Below are 15,940 nucleotides of genomic sequence, written 5' to 3' on the forward strand. Positions count from 1 at the left end.
CCTTCATATTTCCCGTTGTTACCAAAAGACGTAATCCTCTCAATAGAGGTTCCAGAGACACACCACAACCTGATACCCTCAAATTGGGTCACTCCATAAATTAACTGACGAAGGAAATAACAATTTATGCGAATTCTTATTGTGGGTGGCACTCGGTTCATTGGTGTTTACCTAACTAAACTACTAGTGGAACAGGGGCATGAAGTTGTTCTTTTCAATCGTGGTAATCGTCCGATCCCCGTAGAAGGAGTGGGACAAATTACGGGCGATCGCACTGATGCTACTCAACTCAAGGAAAAATTATCCCACGAAAATTTTGATGCCATTTTCGACAATAACGGAAGAGAACTTTCTGATACTCAACCACTTGCGGAGATTTTTCAAGACCGTATACAACATTTTGTATACATGAGTTCTGCTGGGGTGTATCTGAAATCCGACCAAATGCCTCATGTAGAAGGGGATACAGTCGATCCAAAAAGTCGCCATCTCGGTAAGCACGAAACAGAAGCGTATTTAACACAACTTGGCTTACCTTTTACCTCCATTCGCCCCACATACATTTACGGTGCTCTAAATTACAACGATCTCGAAGCTTGGTTTTTTGACAGAATCGCTCGCAATCGTCCCATCCCTATCCCCGGTAATGGCTTACACATTACCCAATTCGGACACGTTAAAGACCTTGCCACAGCTATGTCCAAAGTTTTGGGCAATCCAAACGCTGTCAAACAAATTTACAACGTATCAGGCGATCGCTATGTGACATTTGATGGCTTAGCCCGCGCTTGTGCTGTGGCTGCTGGCAAATCTGCTGATGACATCAAAATCCTACATTACGATCCCAAAAAATTTGATTTCGGCAAGCGTAAAGCCTTTCCCCTGCGCGTACAGCACTTTTTTGCTTCCGTGGATAAAGCCAAAACACAATTGAACTGGCAGCCCGAATATGACCTGATTTCCGGGCTCAAAGACTCTTACCACAATGATTATCTGGCTTCGGGTCGCGATCGCTCGGAAATAGATTTTTCTGTTGATGAAGAGATTTTAAAATCTTTATAAAATTTACGCAAAGACGCTCGGAGTCATTTTGCGTCTTTGCGTGAGATGCTTTTCCTAGCAATTATGAATAAACCTCAATACCAACTCAATAACGTTTTAGCCTCCCGCGCCCGTTTGGGAGAAAGCCCTGTTTGGGATGCAACCCAAAAGCTACTTTACTGGGTCGATATTTATAACTACCGAGTCCATCAATTCAACCGAGCCACCGGACACAACTCCTTTTTTGATGTGGGAGATGTTGTTGGTTGTATTGGCCTTGCGGGTGCAAATCGGTTAATTATGGCCCAACGCGATCGCTTAGCATTTCTTAACACTCAAACAGGAGACATCACACCCATCATTCAGGTTGAGGCAGATAAGCCAAATAACCGCTTTAATGATGGCAAATGCGATCCTCAAGGTCGCTTTTGGTTTGGTTCCATGAGCCAGGAAAAATCTCAAGCTTCTCTATATCGCTACGATCCCGACAACTCGCTGCATTTAATGGAAACAGGATTGACAGTGACTAACGGTATGGGCTGGAGTTCCAACGGAAAAACCTTTTACCTGACAGATTCCGACCAACAAAAAATCTTTGCCTACGACTTCGATTCACAATCTGGTAAAATAAGCAACCGTCGTATATTTGTCGATCTAACTCACGAGTCATTTTTTCCCGATGGATTGACCGTAGATAGTGAAGGGAATATTTGGTCGGCAATGTGGGAAGGAGGATGTGTGATTCGCTTTGATTCTACAGGGAAAGAAGTTTTGCGGATAAGATTACCTGTCAAGTCTCCAACCAACTGCACCTTCGCTGGCGAGGATTTGAAATTACTTTACATCACGACTGCCTCCGTCGGGCTCAGCCAAGCAGAAATCGACAAGAGTGTTTCTTCTGGTGACTTGTTTGAAGTTCAAACCGATATTGTTGGGTTGCCTTCCTATCATTTTCAATCTTCGATTTAATGAAAATGGTAGATACACCCGAGTGAACACAAGGTCAGACAAAGTTTGAGCAGAGAATACACCCGATTTTGAAGAAGAAAGAACTCCGTGCCTGCGGAGGAATAACTTAAAGTATGTTCCATTCTTAAGACGCTTGTCTCAGTCAAAAGTAATATTCCCGTTAGAAACACCTCAATTTTTCTCAATCTCAGTTTTCTGGCTGTCTGTCGTGTCACTATTATTTGTCGGTAAAAGATAAATAATCCCAGAAATTAACGTCAGAGTAACGGAAATCCAAAAAGCGACAAGAGCAATCAAACGCCATTCAGGTAAAGGAGCAATTAAAAGTGCGATCGCTATAATTTGACTGACAGTTTTGAGTTTTCCCCAAATATTGGCTCCCGTGACTTTGGGTTGACTCACGCGCCAACCAGCGATCGCCAACTCTCGTGCCAAGATAAGAAACACACCCCAAGCAGGAACTCTTCCTAGCTCAATCAACACGAGTAAAGGTGCGAGTACCAAAAACTTATCTACCAACGGATCGAGAAACTTACCCAAATCGCTAATTTGATTGAGTTTTCGGGCTAAATAACCATCCAACCAATCTGTTAGAGAAGCAACCAGAAAAATTGCGACACAAATCCATTGCAATTTAGGTTCTGGGCTGTACAAAAGATACAGCAGAAATGGTATCCCTATTAAGCGAGAGAAGGTAATCCAGTTTGGTAAAGTCATAAAATTTTAGATCTTAATTCGATCTATATTCAAGATTAAAATGTCAAGCAAACTGAAAAGCAGTGTTTGCAGTCAATGGTTCTGGTAGTGCTTTTCCTTGTGCTTGGTATTCTTCTATCAAAAGTTCTAGAACTTCTTCACCATTTTTGAGTGCTTCAGCATAGGTATTGCCGTGAGTGTGTGCGTAGGGACCGAACTCTGGTAAGCTGACAATGTATTTACAATCCTCTGTTGACCATTGAATAATAATGCTGTAATGAAGTTTCATTTTTTTACTCTCCCTCGTTCTCTGGTTCCTCCAACCCTTGCAAATCTCTCAGTGCGTTTCTCACATCTTTTTCTTGATATCGCCCTGCATTATCTCCATCTTTACCAGAAAGAGTGAGACTGTAAGGTAGGTTTGGATGACTCCACACAGTATGAGTGCCTTTACCGGGTCAGTAGGTAAATCCGGTTTTCAAGAGCATTGCTTTCAGTTCCCGAATTTTCTTAGGCAAATTGGAAATTTGGAATGTGACTACTGAATATCTTGCCACAGATACTTCATTATGACTCAACCAATGGATTTAGATGTAAGAATAGAACGCGATTCAATGGGCGATCGCTCCATACCATGTAGCGCGTACTACGGTATTCAAACACTGCGGGCAACAGAAAACTTCCCTATAAGTGGCATTAAGCCTTTACCCACTTACGTAGATGCGTGTATTATCATCAAAAAAGCGACAGCTATTGTCAACGGCAAACTAGGGTGTATTCCCCAAGAGATCGGTCAGGCGATCGTACAAGCTGCAGATGAAGTGTTAGCAGGGAAATTGCGCGACCAATTTGTGGTAGATGTCTACCAAGCAGGTGCGGGGACTTCCCATCACATGAATGTTAACGAAGTTTTAGCGAATCGAGCGCTAGAAATTCTTGGAGAACAAAAGGGCAATTACAAACGTGTTAGCCCAAACGATCATGTAAATTACGGGCAATCTACCAATGATGTGATTCCCACGGCAATTCGGATTGGTGGCTTGCTGGCATTGTCAAAAACACTACACCCAGCATTAGAAAACGCCATCGCAGCACTTGAAGAAAAAGCCCAAGAATTCCAAAACGTTGTCAGATCTGGCAGAACCCACATGCAAGATGCTGTACCCGTGCGCTTGGGAGAAAACTTCCGTGCATGGGCGCACATCCTTACAGAACATCAAAATCGAATATATACAGCGTCTTCAGACTTAATGATACTGGGTTTGGGAGGCAGTGCAGCAGGTACGGGGTTAAATACTCACCCTCAATATCGAGCATCTGTTGTTCAAGCGATTGCGGAAATCATTAACTTTCCCTTAGAACCAGCACCGCACTTAATGGCAGCAATGCAAAGTATGGCACCATTTGTCAATGTTTCTGGTGCTTTACGCAATTTAGCTCAAGATTTAGTCAAAATATCTCATGACCTCCGGTTGATGGACTCCGGACCAAAAACTGGTTTAAAAGAAATTCAGTTACCACCAGTTCAACCAGGTTCCTCAATCATGCCAGGTAAGTACAACCCTGTCATGGCAGAAATGACATCAATGGTCTGCTTTCAGGTCATGGGTTACGATCATGCGATCGCTCTAGCTGCACAAGCAGGACAACTAGAACTGAACGTTATGATGCCCCTTATCGCCTATAACCTCATTCACAGCATAGAAATTCTTGGCAACACCATTGCTGCTTTAACCGAACGTTGTATCAAAGGAATTACCGCCTATCAAGAACGTTGTTTGGCATATGCTGAAGGGAGTTTAGCCTTAGTCACAGCACTCAATACCCACATAGGTTACCTAAATGCGGCGGCTGTGGCTAAAGAATCCTTAGAAACAGGACAGTCTTTACGCCAGATAGTTTTAGAACGGGGGTTAATGAGTGAAGAAGAATTAGCTAAAGTTTTAAACCTGGAACAAATGAGTGCGATTGTGCCTCTAACTATACAGGACGGCAAGTCGGAATAATGAGGAAAGGAGGAAGATTAAAGTTATGTTGTCTTCCTTCTTTACTTTTTCCTTGTTGTTCTTTATCTAACCATGCCAACTCAAACACCATCCGTTAGCTTAATTCGCGCCACTTCATACGAACGCAACACGCTCCGAGAGTCATTGGAAACACTGCTAGAACCCTTGGGAGGAATAACGGCGTTTGTGAAACCGGGGAACCGAGTCTTACTCAAACCCAACTTGCTGACAGGCGCACGTCCTGGGAAAGAGTGTACCACTCGTCCCGAACTGGTTTATGCCGTAGCCCAAATGGTGATAGAAGCTGGTGGCAAACCCTTTTTAGGTGATAGCCCTGCTTTTGGTAGTGCTAGAGGAGTAGCAGTAGCAAGCGGATATCTGCCAGTTTTAGAAGAACTCAAATTGCCAGTAGTTGAATTTCACGGACATCGCTATCAAACAGTCAGCGAAGAGTTTAACCACCTGCTGCTGTCTAAAGAAGCAATGGAAGCAGATGTTACGATCAACTTACCCAAGGTAAAGTCACACGTTCAGTTGGTACTTACCTTAGGAGTCAAAAACTTGTTTGGCTGCGTTCCGGGTAAAATGAAAGCCTGGTGGCATATGGAAGCAGGAAAAGATGCAAACCGATTTGCTGAAATGTTGGTGGAAACAGCTAGGGTTATCAATCCCGACTTAACCATTGTAGACGGCATTATCGGTCATGAAGGCAACGGTCCGAGTGGAGGAGAACCTCGTGCGTTGGGAATTTTAGGAGCATCATCAGATATTTTTGCTTTAGATAGAGCAATAGTGGAAATTTTGAACGTTCAACCAGAACAAGTACCAACTATTGCTGCGTCCAAGCGGTTGGGGTTAGTTGGTACACTTGATGAGATGTACTTTCCCAATCTGCATCCCGGTTTGTTAAAGATAGAGGATTGGCGTTTACCCGATAAGTTCGTACCCATTGACTTTGGTATGCCTCGCGTTATCAAGTCTACCTTCAAACATCTTTACATTAAATTTATCAAAGAACCCATGAGCGCTTATAAGGCATGACCCCATGCCTTATGCCCATAATAAGTGCAAACTCTGTTACAACAATTCAAAAATTGGCAGAGTAAGCTGAAAGTACCCTCCGATTGCTTAACCAGACCGCCCTAATCTAGTGGCGGTTTTTTTCCATGCTTATTTCCCTTAAATCAACACGGAACAATACGGTTCGGTTAACAATATCTAATCTTTGAAGATTCCCCCAATCGCTCGGGGGCTAGGGGGAATAAAGTCTTCTCCTCCCCGTATTGCAACACGGGGAGGAGAAGATATGTTACTCCCTTTGGGATCTAAAATGCCAACCTAAGCGCATAGGTAATCTTCTGACGGGAAGGGAACCGTCGTTGATTTGTTTAATCTATTACATTTCCTTAAGGACTATGTAAGAAGACATATTCATTAGATTTTCTCACTTAACCTGAAAAATTTTTTATGAGTGGAATTACTGATAAAAAATCTCAATACTTCTATTTTCTCTGTAATTATTCGGTATTCATTTATTGTTAAAAAACTTATATTGTTCCTACCAGTCTGACTGGGAGTCTTAAGTGTCCAAATAATAATAAGCATTTTTACTTAAAAACTAAAAGATACAAATAGATGAGCTAGCATTTGAAATCCGATCGGGCAAAAAACAACCGAGAAGAAAAGCGAAAACACTTATAAATAAAGGTTTGAGTTGCGATCGCTAAACACAAAATAGCTCGACTCGGGCGCGATACCAGTACAGGTCGGATTAAAAGTTGTAAATTATAATGCTAAAGAACTGGACGTCCCGTAGAGCAAAGATTACAATAAAAACGCGTTATTGCTTAGCGCTATTAAATACAAGGTCAAAAAGAAAATGTTAGTTTTTAGCTGCTCATCAAGTATTTTCTGTATCAAAAAAATGTATCTGCCTATTTTGAAACATCATTGATATTCTTTATTAGTACAGAGATTGATGTAAAAAAATAGCTAAAATAACAGTAAACCTCTCTAGATAAGAGGGAAACTACAAGTGGTGTATCTAGCCTCAACTTTTATGAATTCAAATTCTCAATCTGTCAACCAAAGCGACACATATTCCCATCGATTGGCAGATATAGTGGGAACCGGGATTGGTTTAATGACTTTGACATTACCTCTATTTATTATCGCTCACTATTCTTCAAACAACATTCAGACTTACTCCCAACCCGTAATGATAAGAGTGGAAAGGTAGTGGTTACTAGTTAGTGATGAGTGGTGCAATTCCTCCTAACCTATGACCTCGGTCCTGCGCCTTTCTTCTTGTGACCGACTAGGGATAGAATCTTACACTGGGAGCTATGCATATAGCTCTCACAGTTTACAGTAAGCAAACGGAGTGTTGTCGTGGACTTATCTCGGATTCCAGCTCAGCCCAAACCAGGTCTGCTCAACGTTTTAATTGAAATTGCAGGCGGAAGCAAAAACAAATACGAATATGATAAGGACCTACAGGCTTTTGCTCTGGACAGAGTTCTTTATTCGTCGGTAAGGTACCCCTATGACTATGGTTTTGTACCTAACACTCTAGCTGATGATGGCGATCCGCTTGATGGCATTGTCATCATGGATGAGCCAACTTTTCCAGGATGTTTGATAGCCGCAAGACCAATTGGTATGTTAGAGATGATAGATGGTGGCGATCGCGATGAAAAAATTCTTTGCGTTCCCGATAAAGACCCCCGATACGCTCATGTCAAATCCTTAAAAGACATTGCGCCACACAGACTGGCTGAAATAGAAGAGTTTTTCCGCACTTACAAAAATTTGGAAAAAAAGGTTACAGAAATCCTCGGATGGCAAGATGTTGATACAGTCTCGCCATTGGTAGAAAAGTGTGTCAAAGCAGGTAGCGAAAAAGCTCGGGATTCAGAGTCTTAAGCTCAGTAGGGGTTGGAGGTTGGGGGTTAGCTCATTCCCAATCTCCAACCCCCAATCCCCAATCCCTAGGTTATAATCTAGAGTTATAACTGATACCTCATAACTGTTTTGCAATGCAGCGCACGCTCCTCTTAGCAAAAATTCACAATTGCACTCTCACAGCAGCAAACATTAACTATGTGGGAAGTATTAGTATCGATAGCCTTCTCATGGATAAAGCTGGTATCTTACCATACGAGTACGTGCATATAGTGAACATTAACAACGGCGAGCGTTTTACGACTTATGCGATTCCAGCACCAGCCAATTCAGGGGCAATTGAGTTGAATGGAGCAGCAGCACGTCTAGGCATTATGGGCGATCGCTTGATTATAATGTCTTACGGGCAGTTCAGTTTGGAAGAGTTAAAAAATCACTCTCCCACCGTAGTCCTTGTGGATGAAAACAACCGACTAATGGAAGTGCGGCGTTATGACGATCTGCTCAGTAGGACTTAATTTTGACAAACATGCCAAACTCTGAACTGTCGCCTTTCCAAAACTACTCAACTCAAGAGCAACTCACTGAAGTTGAAAAACCAGCATCGGATTTTTTAGTGCAATTTTGGGGCGTGCGGGGTTTGATTCCCAGCCCAGGTAACAACACCAGTCGATATGGTGGTAATACTGCTTGTGTAGAGATGCAGGTTGGAAAAAAACACTTAATTTTTGATGGGGGTACTGGTTTGCGTTTGCTCGGGAGAAGTTGGCTTTCAGAGAAGATAGAAGCTCACTTATTCTTCACCAACTCCCAATCAAACCGCATTCAGGGATTTCCCTTTTTTGCGCCTGCATTTCTTGCAGAAAATTGTTTCCATATTTATGGGACAGCAGCGTTGAATGGAGCGTCTATCAAACAATGCCTTTGCGATCAAATGCTCCAACCGCACTTTCCCTACCCATTACAAATTATGCAATCAGACCTGCACTTTCATAATTTTGCCCCAGGTAAGGTCTTTAAGGTAGATGATATTACGATCGCAACGGCATTGATCAACCGCCACCAAAAATCAGTAGGCTACCGAGTCACTTGGCAAGAGTACAGTGTTGCTTACATTACAGATTTACCTCAAAGCTTAAGCGATACAGATAAGGAACACATTGCACAACTAACGAAAGGTGTAGATTTATTGATTGCCAATGCAACCTACACCCCCCCATCTATACGAATTCACCAGCACGCAGAAATTTACTGGAAGACATCAGTTGATTTAGCTCAACATCTCGATGCTAAATTGCTGGCTATTTCTCACCATCATCCAGATGACTGTGATGATTTTCTTGATGAGGTGCAAACTGAGGTTCAATCTGTCTTTCCCAAAGCAGTATTAGCCCGTGAGGGCTTGGTTTTAACAGTGAGCCGTCACTGTTAAAAGTTCTTGCAGTTTTTCAGCAACTGTACCATTCGTAATTAATTTTTTGGCCTTGGCTATACCGTCTTGCATATCCGAACAAATTCCAGCACGCCAGAGGTAAAATCCCCCGTTCCATAAAGCCGTGTCCGTAAGTTCTGAAGATTGTCCATCCAAGACTCCCTTTATACTCGCAATCAGTTCTTCCAAAGAACCTAAAGGTACATTTTTTGTAGCAAAGCCAAAATCGCGAGCGGCTAGATGCAATCGTTCTATGGGTGCTATACCCGCTTCGGTGGGTGTTGCTCCTCCCAAACCAATAATTGCTGTGCGATCGCGTGGTAAGTCACAACTCCCTTCCAAACCCTTGACTGTTGTAAAATAAGAGACACCTTGTAGTGCCAGTGCCGTTTGGAATAAACCTTCTGTAGGTGGGTGAACGAATCCGGTGATAATGTGAGCATCCCCCGCATAAGGACACCAAATCAATTCCATTGTTGCAAATGGCGGACGCTTACCCAGCTGATCGCGATACTCCCAAAGACGTTCAGTTAAGGGAAAATGCAGGGGAGTATAAATAAATCCTATTCCCGTTTGCTCAAAGACGTATTGGGTTTTTTCTAATGACAACCCAGTCCAATCGACACCCAATCCTTGCCAAATATCTATTAACGGTAACCCATACTTAGTAGGTTTGCGATTCCCGCCATGCATGACTACGGGCTGTCCGGATACTGCTAGCAGCAAAGCTGTTACAGGGCTAATAGGAGCAGTGCGAGTTCTACCATCATAAGGTATGCCCAAAACAATCGCTTTGCGTTCGCTGCTAATGGGTTGTAATTTTGGTCCCAATTCATGGTATGTATCCAACATACCCGCTATCTCTTCTGCTGTAGGACGTTTAATCCGGTGAGCAATCAGGAACGCTCCTATTTGGGCTGGAGTTGCTTCTCCTAGTAGCATCATCCTAGTTGCTGTGGCTGCTTCAGCACGAGTTAAACTCTCAGAAGTGTGTTCGCCACTGCCTACCTTTTTTAGTAATTCCCTGAATACTATACTCATGTGTCAAGAGGGTTAGTAGTTAGTCGTTGGTTGTTAGTTGTTGGTTGTTGTTGTTTGTTGTTAGTAGTTAGTTATGCCACTAACTACTATCTACTAACCACTATCTACTAACAACTAACCACTCACACTTAAGAAGCAGAACGCAAGACAGATTCTGCTTGTGGCGGAATGTTTTCTTTAACTAATTGCCAAAAATGCTTGATTGGCGGTATTTGCAGGCGATCGTGAGTTGTTACCATCACCACCTGGCGAGTTAAACTAGAACCATCAGATGCAGAACTATTGGTATTAGAGGCTAGAGCCCGCACAGCAAGAGTTGGATCGTTGCGAGCTTCTACAAGTGCTGAATAAGGAAGCAAAGCGACAAGTTCTCCTTGACGCACCACTCCTCTAAAAGCATCGAGGGTGTTGACTTCTAAAGCTGCTTGTAGCCGAGCATCCAATCGCTCAAATCGATCTTGTACTAAACGTTGCATCCCATAACCGTCCTTAAAGACGACTTGCGGGTAACGAACTAGTTCCGACCAGGGTATGCTGTCATATTGTGCTAGGGGATGATTTGTTGCTGTTAAAACTTCTATGGGTTCATCATAAAGGACTTCAACCACCATTTCTTTCCCGGCGGTCAAAAAGCGATTGTTCATTACAATTGCTAAATCCACCAATCCATCTTTCAGGACTTTTAATGCTCGGTCACTACCTAGCGAGGTTACCCGCAATTGCACTTCTGGATAATCATGACAGAATTTTTGCAAAACTGGTGGTAGGTAATAGGCACACAAGGAGTGAATTGCTGCAATACAAAGTTCTGGCTGTTTTCCAGCCAGCAAATCACCTATCTCTTGTGTAGCACTTTGCCACTCCTGACAAATTTTACGAGCGCGGGGAAGTAAGCACTCACCTGCGAGTGTCAACTTTGCTTGACTTGTTCTGTGGAACAGTTCCAATCCCACATCTTCTTCAAGCGCCTGGATTTGACGGCTGATTGTCGATTGGGTCACACCACATTTTCGTGCTGCTGCTTGGAAACTGCCAGTTTCTGCGATTGCCAAAAAGGCTTGCAACTGCTCTAGTCGCATTTTTATGTAGCCTGAATTACACTTATGGCTCTCATTAAATTAACGTACTTTCCGGTACAAATTGGTAGACTGTGTTACAAGAATTCTTTAACAAGGAATTTTTGGGTAATTTCGCAGGAAGCCTCTCATTTACACGCGACACTTAAGCTATCGTGTATATAATTTGCAACATTCTGAGTTGATAAAAATGAGTCAAACCCTCCCCCAATCTCTCTCTCGGTCAATATGAGAAAATTAAAGGCAGCACAGCTTAGTATTATCCCTTACCTTCTCCATAACGCTCGGGAGATAAATTTTTCAGTGCAGCAACTGCATGCAATCTTACTTGTACGTCTCGATCTACTGCCATCTGTGTTAACGTGCTGACTGCTTGCTTGTTCCCTAATTGACCTAAAGATAAGGCGATCGCACTTTTAATACTCGAAATTTCAAGTGATGGATGGTTTTTTTGAACAATCTCTAGTAAAACTTCTGTGGCTTTATTCTGAAGTACTAAATGGCTGACTCTCCCCAAAACAGTAACGATTTCTTGCCACACAGTTGGTACTTCTAACTGATAGAATGCTTGCTGCAAATACTCTATACCTGATAGTGTTCCGATCCAACTTAAAGCTCGGATGGCTTCTAATTGCAACCGGGTTGGTGTATGAGGCGAGACTAATACCTGAAATAAGGGCTGTGTTGCAGTGTCACTCCCTATTTTAGAAAGAGCGATCGCCGCCGCACAACACACGTCTAAGTCAAAATCGTAAAGCTTTTGTTGGAGTTTAGCTACCAAGTCCAATTCTGAAAGCAAATCGCGAAGAAAACCCAAACCCAGCACAGCCTCTTTTCTCACTGGGGCGGCTATATCATCCAAAGCATTTAAAAGCACTGGAGGGACGCGAGGATCGTGAAAGCTGCTAAGCGCTTCAATTGCTGCTACTCGTATTGTCATCTGTGGATCTCGTGCTACACCTAACAAAGGTGTGATAATTTCCCTGTGTCGAATACAAGCAAGTGCTTTCACCGCTAAAAGACGCGTTTCTTCACTATGAATGGAATTGTTGTAACGACTGTGCTCGCCAATGTCCTCTTGCAATAAAAATTCTGTTAGGGTAGCGATCGCAATCGTACCCATTTGTCCCAGAGCTGTCGCTGCGACTTCCTTTATTTCCTCATTTTCACTCCTTTTCAGCAAGTGCATCAAAGGCGCGATCGCATCCCGGCTTTTCAAATCACCTAAAATTCTTGCTGCATACCAGCGCAATTCTTCCTCCGCGCCTTCATCTTCTAAAATAGCAATGAGTTCGGGAAGAACAATTTTTCCCAAGCGGGGAAACACTTTAGCAATTTCCCAACGCTGCTGAAAATCCCCACTTTCTAGGGCTGAAAGTGCAAGTTCCAACAAATATTCTTGATTTTTCTCTTCTTTAGGATATTCTGAATTTTCTATCAGAGTCAACTGTTGCAAACTTTGAATTAGTAAAGACCAATTGGCTGCTTCATACGCCTCCTCTGCTTGTAACAAGAGTTGATGGATGTTCTTCACAATTGCCATACTTTCCAAACACACTTAACAAATTCATTCTAATCATTTGTATTGAGAATCACAAAACCCGATTTCTTATAGGAAATCGGGCGGATTGGAAACTCTATCAATATAAACGTGCTTTGTTTAAATTAATTGTTTTACCTGGCTTTTGAATTCCTGTTATGTAAAAAACGCATTAATTTTATACTTTTTTTGCAAAATATAACAAATTTGGTAACTAAGTATACGATTTTAATGATTTTTCAAGTTTAATTTATAGACTGTTACGCAATTACACAATCTGCAATTCAGTAGATATTTGAATACCCGATTTCTCACATGAAGTCGGGTACCTAGCCGCCCATCAGAATTCATGCGGTCAAGTACTAGATATTAAACTTTTCTCAAAAAAGTTTGCGATCGACCCTTCTTTTTAAGGCAATGCGCTCGCGATCTTTGACGTGGGTAAAAACTTTAAAATTTGTTCTCATCATTTAGAGATGAGTAGTTAATCGTTCTACTAGTCTCTAAGCCCTAACCCCTAATCTCTGAACTCTCTTTTCAAAAAGACAATGACAAAGTTTTCCAGAAGACAATTTATTTTGACTGCAAGTGCGACCACAGTTGGATCGATCTTGGCGCACGGTTGTTCCTCTAATAAAGTAACTTCAGATACCTCTGATGCTCCTAATAATGCGGTAAACACTGTTGCCAATGTAACTACAGCAGCCAATTTACCGAAAGTAGAAACAACCAAGGCAAAGCTGGGATTTATTCCTTTGACTGATGCAGCGCCTCTAATTATTGCCAAAGAGAAAGGCTTTTTTGCCAAATATGGCATGACAGATGTAGAAGTCATCAAGCAAAAATCATGGCCTGTAACCCGTGATAATTTAAAAATAGGCTCAGCTGGTGATGGTATTGATGGAGCACATATTCTCAGCCCAATGCCCTATTTGCTCACTATCAATGATAAAGTGCCAATGTATCTTTTGGCACGATTAAATATTAACGGTCAGGCTATTTCTGTTGCTAACAAATTAAAAGATTTCAAGGTTGGTTTGGAGAGTAAAGCCCTCAAACAAGCTGTTAGTCAAGCCAAATCAGAGCAAAAATCTATGAAGGTTGCGATGACCTTCCCCGGTGGAACGCACGATTTGTGGATGCGTTATTGGTTAGCCGCAGGTGGTCTTGAACCCAATCAGGATTTAGTACTCGAACCAGTACCACCACCACAAATGGTGGCAAACATGAAAGTTGGAACAGTCGATGCATTCTGTGTAGGAGAACCTTGGAACGCCCAATTGGTCAGCCAAAAATTAGGCTATACAGCACTTGTCACGGGTGAGTTGTGGAAAAACCATCCAGAAAAAGCTTTTGCCATGCGAAAAGACTGGGTTGACAAAAATCCCAATGCAGCACAAGCACTGTTAATGGCAATTATGGAAGCCCAGCAATGGTGCGATAAACCCGAAAATAAAGAAGAAATGTGCAAAATTTGCTCTGGGCGCAAGTATTTTAACGTCGCTGTAGCAGATATTTTAGAGCGGTCTAAAGGCAATATTGATTACGGTGATGGACGTAAAGTCAGCGATTCTCCACTGAGAATGAAGTTCTGGAAAGATAACGCCTCTTATCCATACAAGAGCCACGATCTATGGTTCCTTACAGAAAATATTCGCTGGGGCTATTTGCCAAAAGAGACCAAAATTAAGGAAATTGTAGACCAAGTGAATAAAGAAGATTTGTGGAAGAAAGCAGCAAAAGCTTTGGGCGTCCCTGACTCAGAAATCCCCACTAGCTCTTCTCGTGGAGTGGAAACTTTCTTTGATGGTGTCAAATTTGACCCAGAGAAGCCAGAAGAGTATTTGCAAAGTTTAAAGGTTAAGAGTTTATAGCTAATGGCTAATGGCTAATGGTGAGACCAGCCCTGTAGGCGGGTTTCCCGCCGTAGGGGACTGGCGAACCCGAAGGGCTAATGGCTAATGGCTAATGGCTAATGGCTAATGGTGAGACCAGTTCTGTGACAGGTTTCCGGCGCTCTGGTGAGTGGCGTCTTGCTCTTGCAGTCATAGCCTGCGACATTGCGAAGGTATGTGCTTAGCACTTAACATGTCGCGCCACCAACGAGAGGTCTCCATCTCCTTTGGAGATACCCCAAGAGCTAATGACTAATATAGCAATCCTAATTTGAGATCTAAACAAGGGGGACAAGCCAGACAAGCGAGACAAGATGTGTTTGTAAATCATTTAGGACTGCTATAGCAATTAGCAATTAGCAATTAGCAATTAGCTATTAGCTATTAGCCATTAGCATTAAAATAAATTTTGGAGATAAAAAATAATGACTGCAACCCTTGGGAATCGTACCCGGAAAAGAAAGGCTCAGAAAGAGCTCGCTCAATTGATATCTAAAAAAGTTGTTCCGCCAATCGTAGCGCTTGTACTTTTTTTGGCTGTTTGGCAATTACTGTGTTCTACCTTAAACTCGAATTTACCCGGTCCAATAGAAACTTTTTCAGAAACTTGGGACCCTTTTATTATTCAACCATTCTTTGATAATGGAGGAAATGATAAAGGATTGGGCTGGCAACTTCTTAATAGTTTGGGACGAGTTGGCTTGGGATTTTCTCTATCAGCTTTTTTCGGTATTTTTCTGGGTATGTTCATAGGATCTAACCAATTTTTTTATAATGCTGTCGATCCTCTTTTCCAAGTCCTGCGAACTGTTCCACCTTTAGCTTGGTTGCCTATTTCTCTAGCTGCTTTTCAGCAAGCCAATCCTTCTGCAATTTTTGTGATTTTTATCACCTCAATTTGGCCTATTCTTATCAATACTACAGTAGGAGTTCAGCAACTTCCTCAAGATTATAGGAATGTTGCGAGAGTCTTGAAATTAAGAGGGAGTAAGTATTTTTTCAAAATCTTGTTTCCCGCAACCGTTCCCTATATCTTTACTGGGTTGAGAATTGGTATTGGCTTGTCCTGGTTGGCAATTGTAGCAGCAGAAATGTTGGTTGGTGGTGTGGGTATTGGTTCATTTATTTGGGATGCATATAACACGACAACTGAAACTAATCTCAGCGAGATTATCTTGGCACTGATTTATGTTGGTTTAGTCGGTTTAATACTAGATAAATTGGTTGCTTTTGTTGCTAGAAAAGTTGTTCCAGAAGAACAAAAGAATTAGCAATAAATAGTTATCAAAACTACTAAATATGTACGAATGCGGCGGACTAGTAACCCTACTAACTACTAA

The 15,940-nt window shown here is 42.2% G+C and carries 16 protein-coding genes; 10 read left to right on the top strand and 6 right to left on the bottom strand.

Features of this window, described 5'->3' with window-relative positions:
- The first annotated feature begins 126 nt into the window (after positions 1-126).
- A complete protein-coding gene (locus HC643_RS20145) occupies positions 127-1,062 on the top strand; it encodes an NAD-dependent epimerase/dehydratase family protein (protein ID WP_038078587.1) in 936 nt (311 codons plus the stop codon).
- Between the two features lie 63 nt (positions 1,063-1,125).
- The gene (locus HC643_RS20150; protein ID WP_038078623.1) at positions 1,126-2,010 is read left to right on the top strand and encodes an SMP-30/gluconolactonase/LRE family protein; all 885 of its coding nucleotides are present in this window, start codon (positions 1,126-1,128) and stop codon (positions 2,008-2,010) included.
- A 171-nt stretch (positions 2,011-2,181) separates the two neighbouring features.
- On the opposite strand, the gene pgsA is transcribed toward HC643_RS20150, so the two are convergent.
- From pgsA to HC643_RS42410, 3 genes are read right to left on the bottom strand one after another with little or no spacing between them, the layout of a single operon-like run.
- Positions 2,182-2,727 (bottom strand): CDP-diacylglycerol--glycerol-3-phosphate 3-phosphatidyltransferase, encoded by a 546-nt coding sequence (gene pgsA, locus HC643_RS20155; protein ID WP_038078584.1) that lies wholly within the window; start codon positions 2,725-2,727, stop codon positions 2,182-2,184.
- 43 nt (positions 2,728-2,770) lie between these two features.
- A complete protein-coding gene (locus tag HC643_RS20160; RefSeq protein WP_038078581.1) occupies positions 2,771-2,995 on the bottom strand; it encodes a type II toxin-antitoxin system HicB family antitoxin in 225 nt (74 codons plus the stop codon).
- Between the two features lie 4 nt (positions 2,996-2,999).
- Positions 3,000-3,143: a hypothetical protein gene (locus HC643_RS42410; protein ID WP_336604377.1), complete on the bottom strand. Its 144-nt coding sequence runs from the start codon at positions 3,141-3,143 to the stop codon at positions 3,000-3,002.
- 132 nt (positions 3,144-3,275) lie between these two features.
- Here HC643_RS42410 and HC643_RS20170 point away from each other — a divergent pair, with 132 nt between their 5' ends.
- The 6 genes from HC643_RS20170 (at position 3,276) to HC643_RS20195 (ending at position 9,048) form a co-directional block, all read left to right on the top strand.
- Positions 3,276-4,712, top strand: a complete 1,437-nt coding sequence (locus HC643_RS20170; RefSeq protein WP_038078578.1) for an aspartate ammonia-lyase — start codon at positions 3,276-3,278, stop codon at positions 4,710-4,712.
- 72 nt (positions 4,713-4,784) lie between these two features.
- The gene (locus HC643_RS20175) at positions 4,785-5,753 is read left to right on the top strand and encodes an Npun_F2552 family protein (RefSeq protein ID WP_038078575.1); all 969 of its coding nucleotides are present in this window, start codon (positions 4,785-4,787) and stop codon (positions 5,751-5,753) included.
- A 1,018-nt stretch (positions 5,754-6,771) separates the two neighbouring features.
- Positions 6,772-6,951 (top strand): TLTLP motif-containing protein, encoded by a 180-nt coding sequence (locus tag HC643_RS20180; protein ID WP_072040733.1) that lies wholly within the window; start codon positions 6,772-6,774, stop codon positions 6,949-6,951.
- 152 nt (positions 6,952-7,103) lie between these two features.
- The gene (locus HC643_RS20185) at positions 7,104-7,637 is read left to right on the top strand and encodes an inorganic diphosphatase (protein ID WP_038078572.1); all 534 of its coding nucleotides are present in this window, start codon (positions 7,104-7,106) and stop codon (positions 7,635-7,637) included.
- A gap of 113 nt (positions 7,638-7,750) precedes the next feature.
- Positions 7,751-8,134 carry an aspartate 1-decarboxylase gene (gene panD / locus HC643_RS20190; RefSeq protein WP_038078569.1) on the top strand — a complete coding sequence of 128 codons (384 nt, stop codon included), beginning with the start codon at positions 7,751-7,753 and terminating at the stop codon, positions 8,132-8,134.
- Between the two features lie 11 nt (positions 8,135-8,145).
- Positions 8,146-9,048, top strand: coding sequence for an MBL fold metallo-hydrolase (locus HC643_RS20195; protein WP_050045617.1), 903 nt, complete (start codon positions 8,146-8,148; stop codon positions 9,046-9,048).
- On the opposite strand, the gene HC643_RS20200 is transcribed toward HC643_RS20195, so the two are convergent.
- The 3 genes from HC643_RS20200 to HC643_RS20210 form a co-directional block, all read right to left on the bottom strand.
- Complete coding sequence (locus HC643_RS20200) at positions 9,025-10,089, bottom strand: anthranilate phosphoribosyltransferase family protein (RefSeq protein ID WP_038078566.1); 1,065 nt, start codon at positions 10,087-10,089, stop codon at positions 9,025-9,027. The two genes, HC643_RS20195 and HC643_RS20200, sit on opposite strands and share 24 nt — an antisense overlap.
- Before the next feature lie 128 nt (positions 10,090-10,217).
- Entirely contained in the window at positions 10,218-11,168 is a 951-nt protein-coding gene (locus HC643_RS20205; protein ID WP_038078564.1) for a LysR family transcriptional regulator, read from the bottom strand.
- Between the two features lie 256 nt (positions 11,169-11,424).
- Entirely contained in the window at positions 11,425-12,708 is a 1,284-nt protein-coding gene (locus HC643_RS20210; protein WP_038078561.1) for a HEAT repeat domain-containing protein, read from the bottom strand.
- A gap of 545 nt (positions 12,709-13,253) precedes the next feature.
- On the opposite strand from HC643_RS20210, the gene HC643_RS20215 reads away from it, so the two are divergent.
- Together HC643_RS20215 and ntrB are read left to right on the top strand one after the other, a co-directional pair.
- Positions 13,254-14,579 (top strand): CmpA/NrtA family ABC transporter substrate-binding protein, encoded by a 1,326-nt coding sequence (locus tag HC643_RS20215; RefSeq protein WP_038078558.1) that lies wholly within the window; start codon positions 13,254-13,256, stop codon positions 14,577-14,579.
- A 446-nt stretch (positions 14,580-15,025) separates the two neighbouring features.
- Complete coding sequence (gene ntrB, locus HC643_RS20220; protein WP_038081183.1) at positions 15,026-15,871, top strand: nitrate ABC transporter permease; 846 nt, start codon at positions 15,026-15,028, stop codon at positions 15,869-15,871.
- Positions 15,872-15,940: the final 69 nt, after the last annotated feature.

The organism is Tolypothrix bouteillei VB521301 (genome assembly GCF_000760695.4).
Classification (GTDB): Bacteria; Cyanobacteriota; Cyanobacteriia; order Cyanobacteriales; family Nostocaceae; genus Scytonema; species Scytonema bouteillei_A.

Bases quoted from the DNA above. Each gene is read 5' to 3' on its own strand.
- HC643_RS20200 (WP_038078566.1), bottom strand. From the start codon at position 10,089: ATGAGTATAGTATTCAGGGAATTACTAAAAAAGGTAGGCAGTGGCGAA.
- HC643_RS20150 (WP_038078623.1), top strand. From the start codon at position 1,126: ATGAATAAACCTCAATACCAACTCAATAACGTTTTAGCCTCCCGCGCC.
- HC643_RS20210 (WP_038078561.1), bottom strand. From the start codon at position 12,708: ATGGCAATTGTGAAGAACATCCATCAACTCTTGTTACAAGCAGAGGAG.
- ntrB (WP_038081183.1), top strand. From the start codon at position 15,026: ATGACTGCAACCCTTGGGAATCGTACCCGGAAAAGAAAGGCTCAGAAA.
- HC643_RS20180 (WP_072040733.1), top strand. From the start codon at position 6,772: ATGAATTCAAATTCTCAATCTGTCAACCAAAGCGACACATATTCCCAT.
- HC643_RS20170 (WP_038078578.1), top strand. From the start codon at position 3,276: ATGACTCAACCAATGGATTTAGATGTAAGAATAGAACGCGATTCAATG.
- pgsA (WP_038078584.1), bottom strand. From the start codon at position 2,727: ATGACTTTACCAAACTGGATTACCTTCTCTCGCTTAATAGGGATACCA.
- panD (WP_038078569.1), top strand. From the start codon at position 7,751: ATGCAGCGCACGCTCCTCTTAGCAAAAATTCACAATTGCACTCTCACA.
- HC643_RS20195 (WP_050045617.1), top strand. From the start codon at position 8,146: ATGCCAAACTCTGAACTGTCGCCTTTCCAAAACTACTCAACTCAAGAG.
- HC643_RS20145 (WP_038078587.1), top strand. From the start codon at position 127: ATGCGAATTCTTATTGTGGGTGGCACTCGGTTCATTGGTGTTTACCTA.
- HC643_RS20175 (WP_038078575.1), top strand. From the start codon at position 4,785: ATGCCAACTCAAACACCATCCGTTAGCTTAATTCGCGCCACTTCATAC.
- HC643_RS20215 (WP_038078558.1), top strand. From the start codon at position 13,254: ATGACAAAGTTTTCCAGAAGACAATTTATTTTGACTGCAAGTGCGACC.
- HC643_RS20160 (WP_038078581.1), bottom strand. From the start codon at position 2,995: ATGAAACTTCATTACAGCATTATTATTCAATGGTCAACAGAGGATTGT.
- HC643_RS20205 (WP_038078564.1), bottom strand. From the start codon at position 11,168: ATGCGACTAGAGCAGTTGCAAGCCTTTTTGGCAATCGCAGAAACTGGC.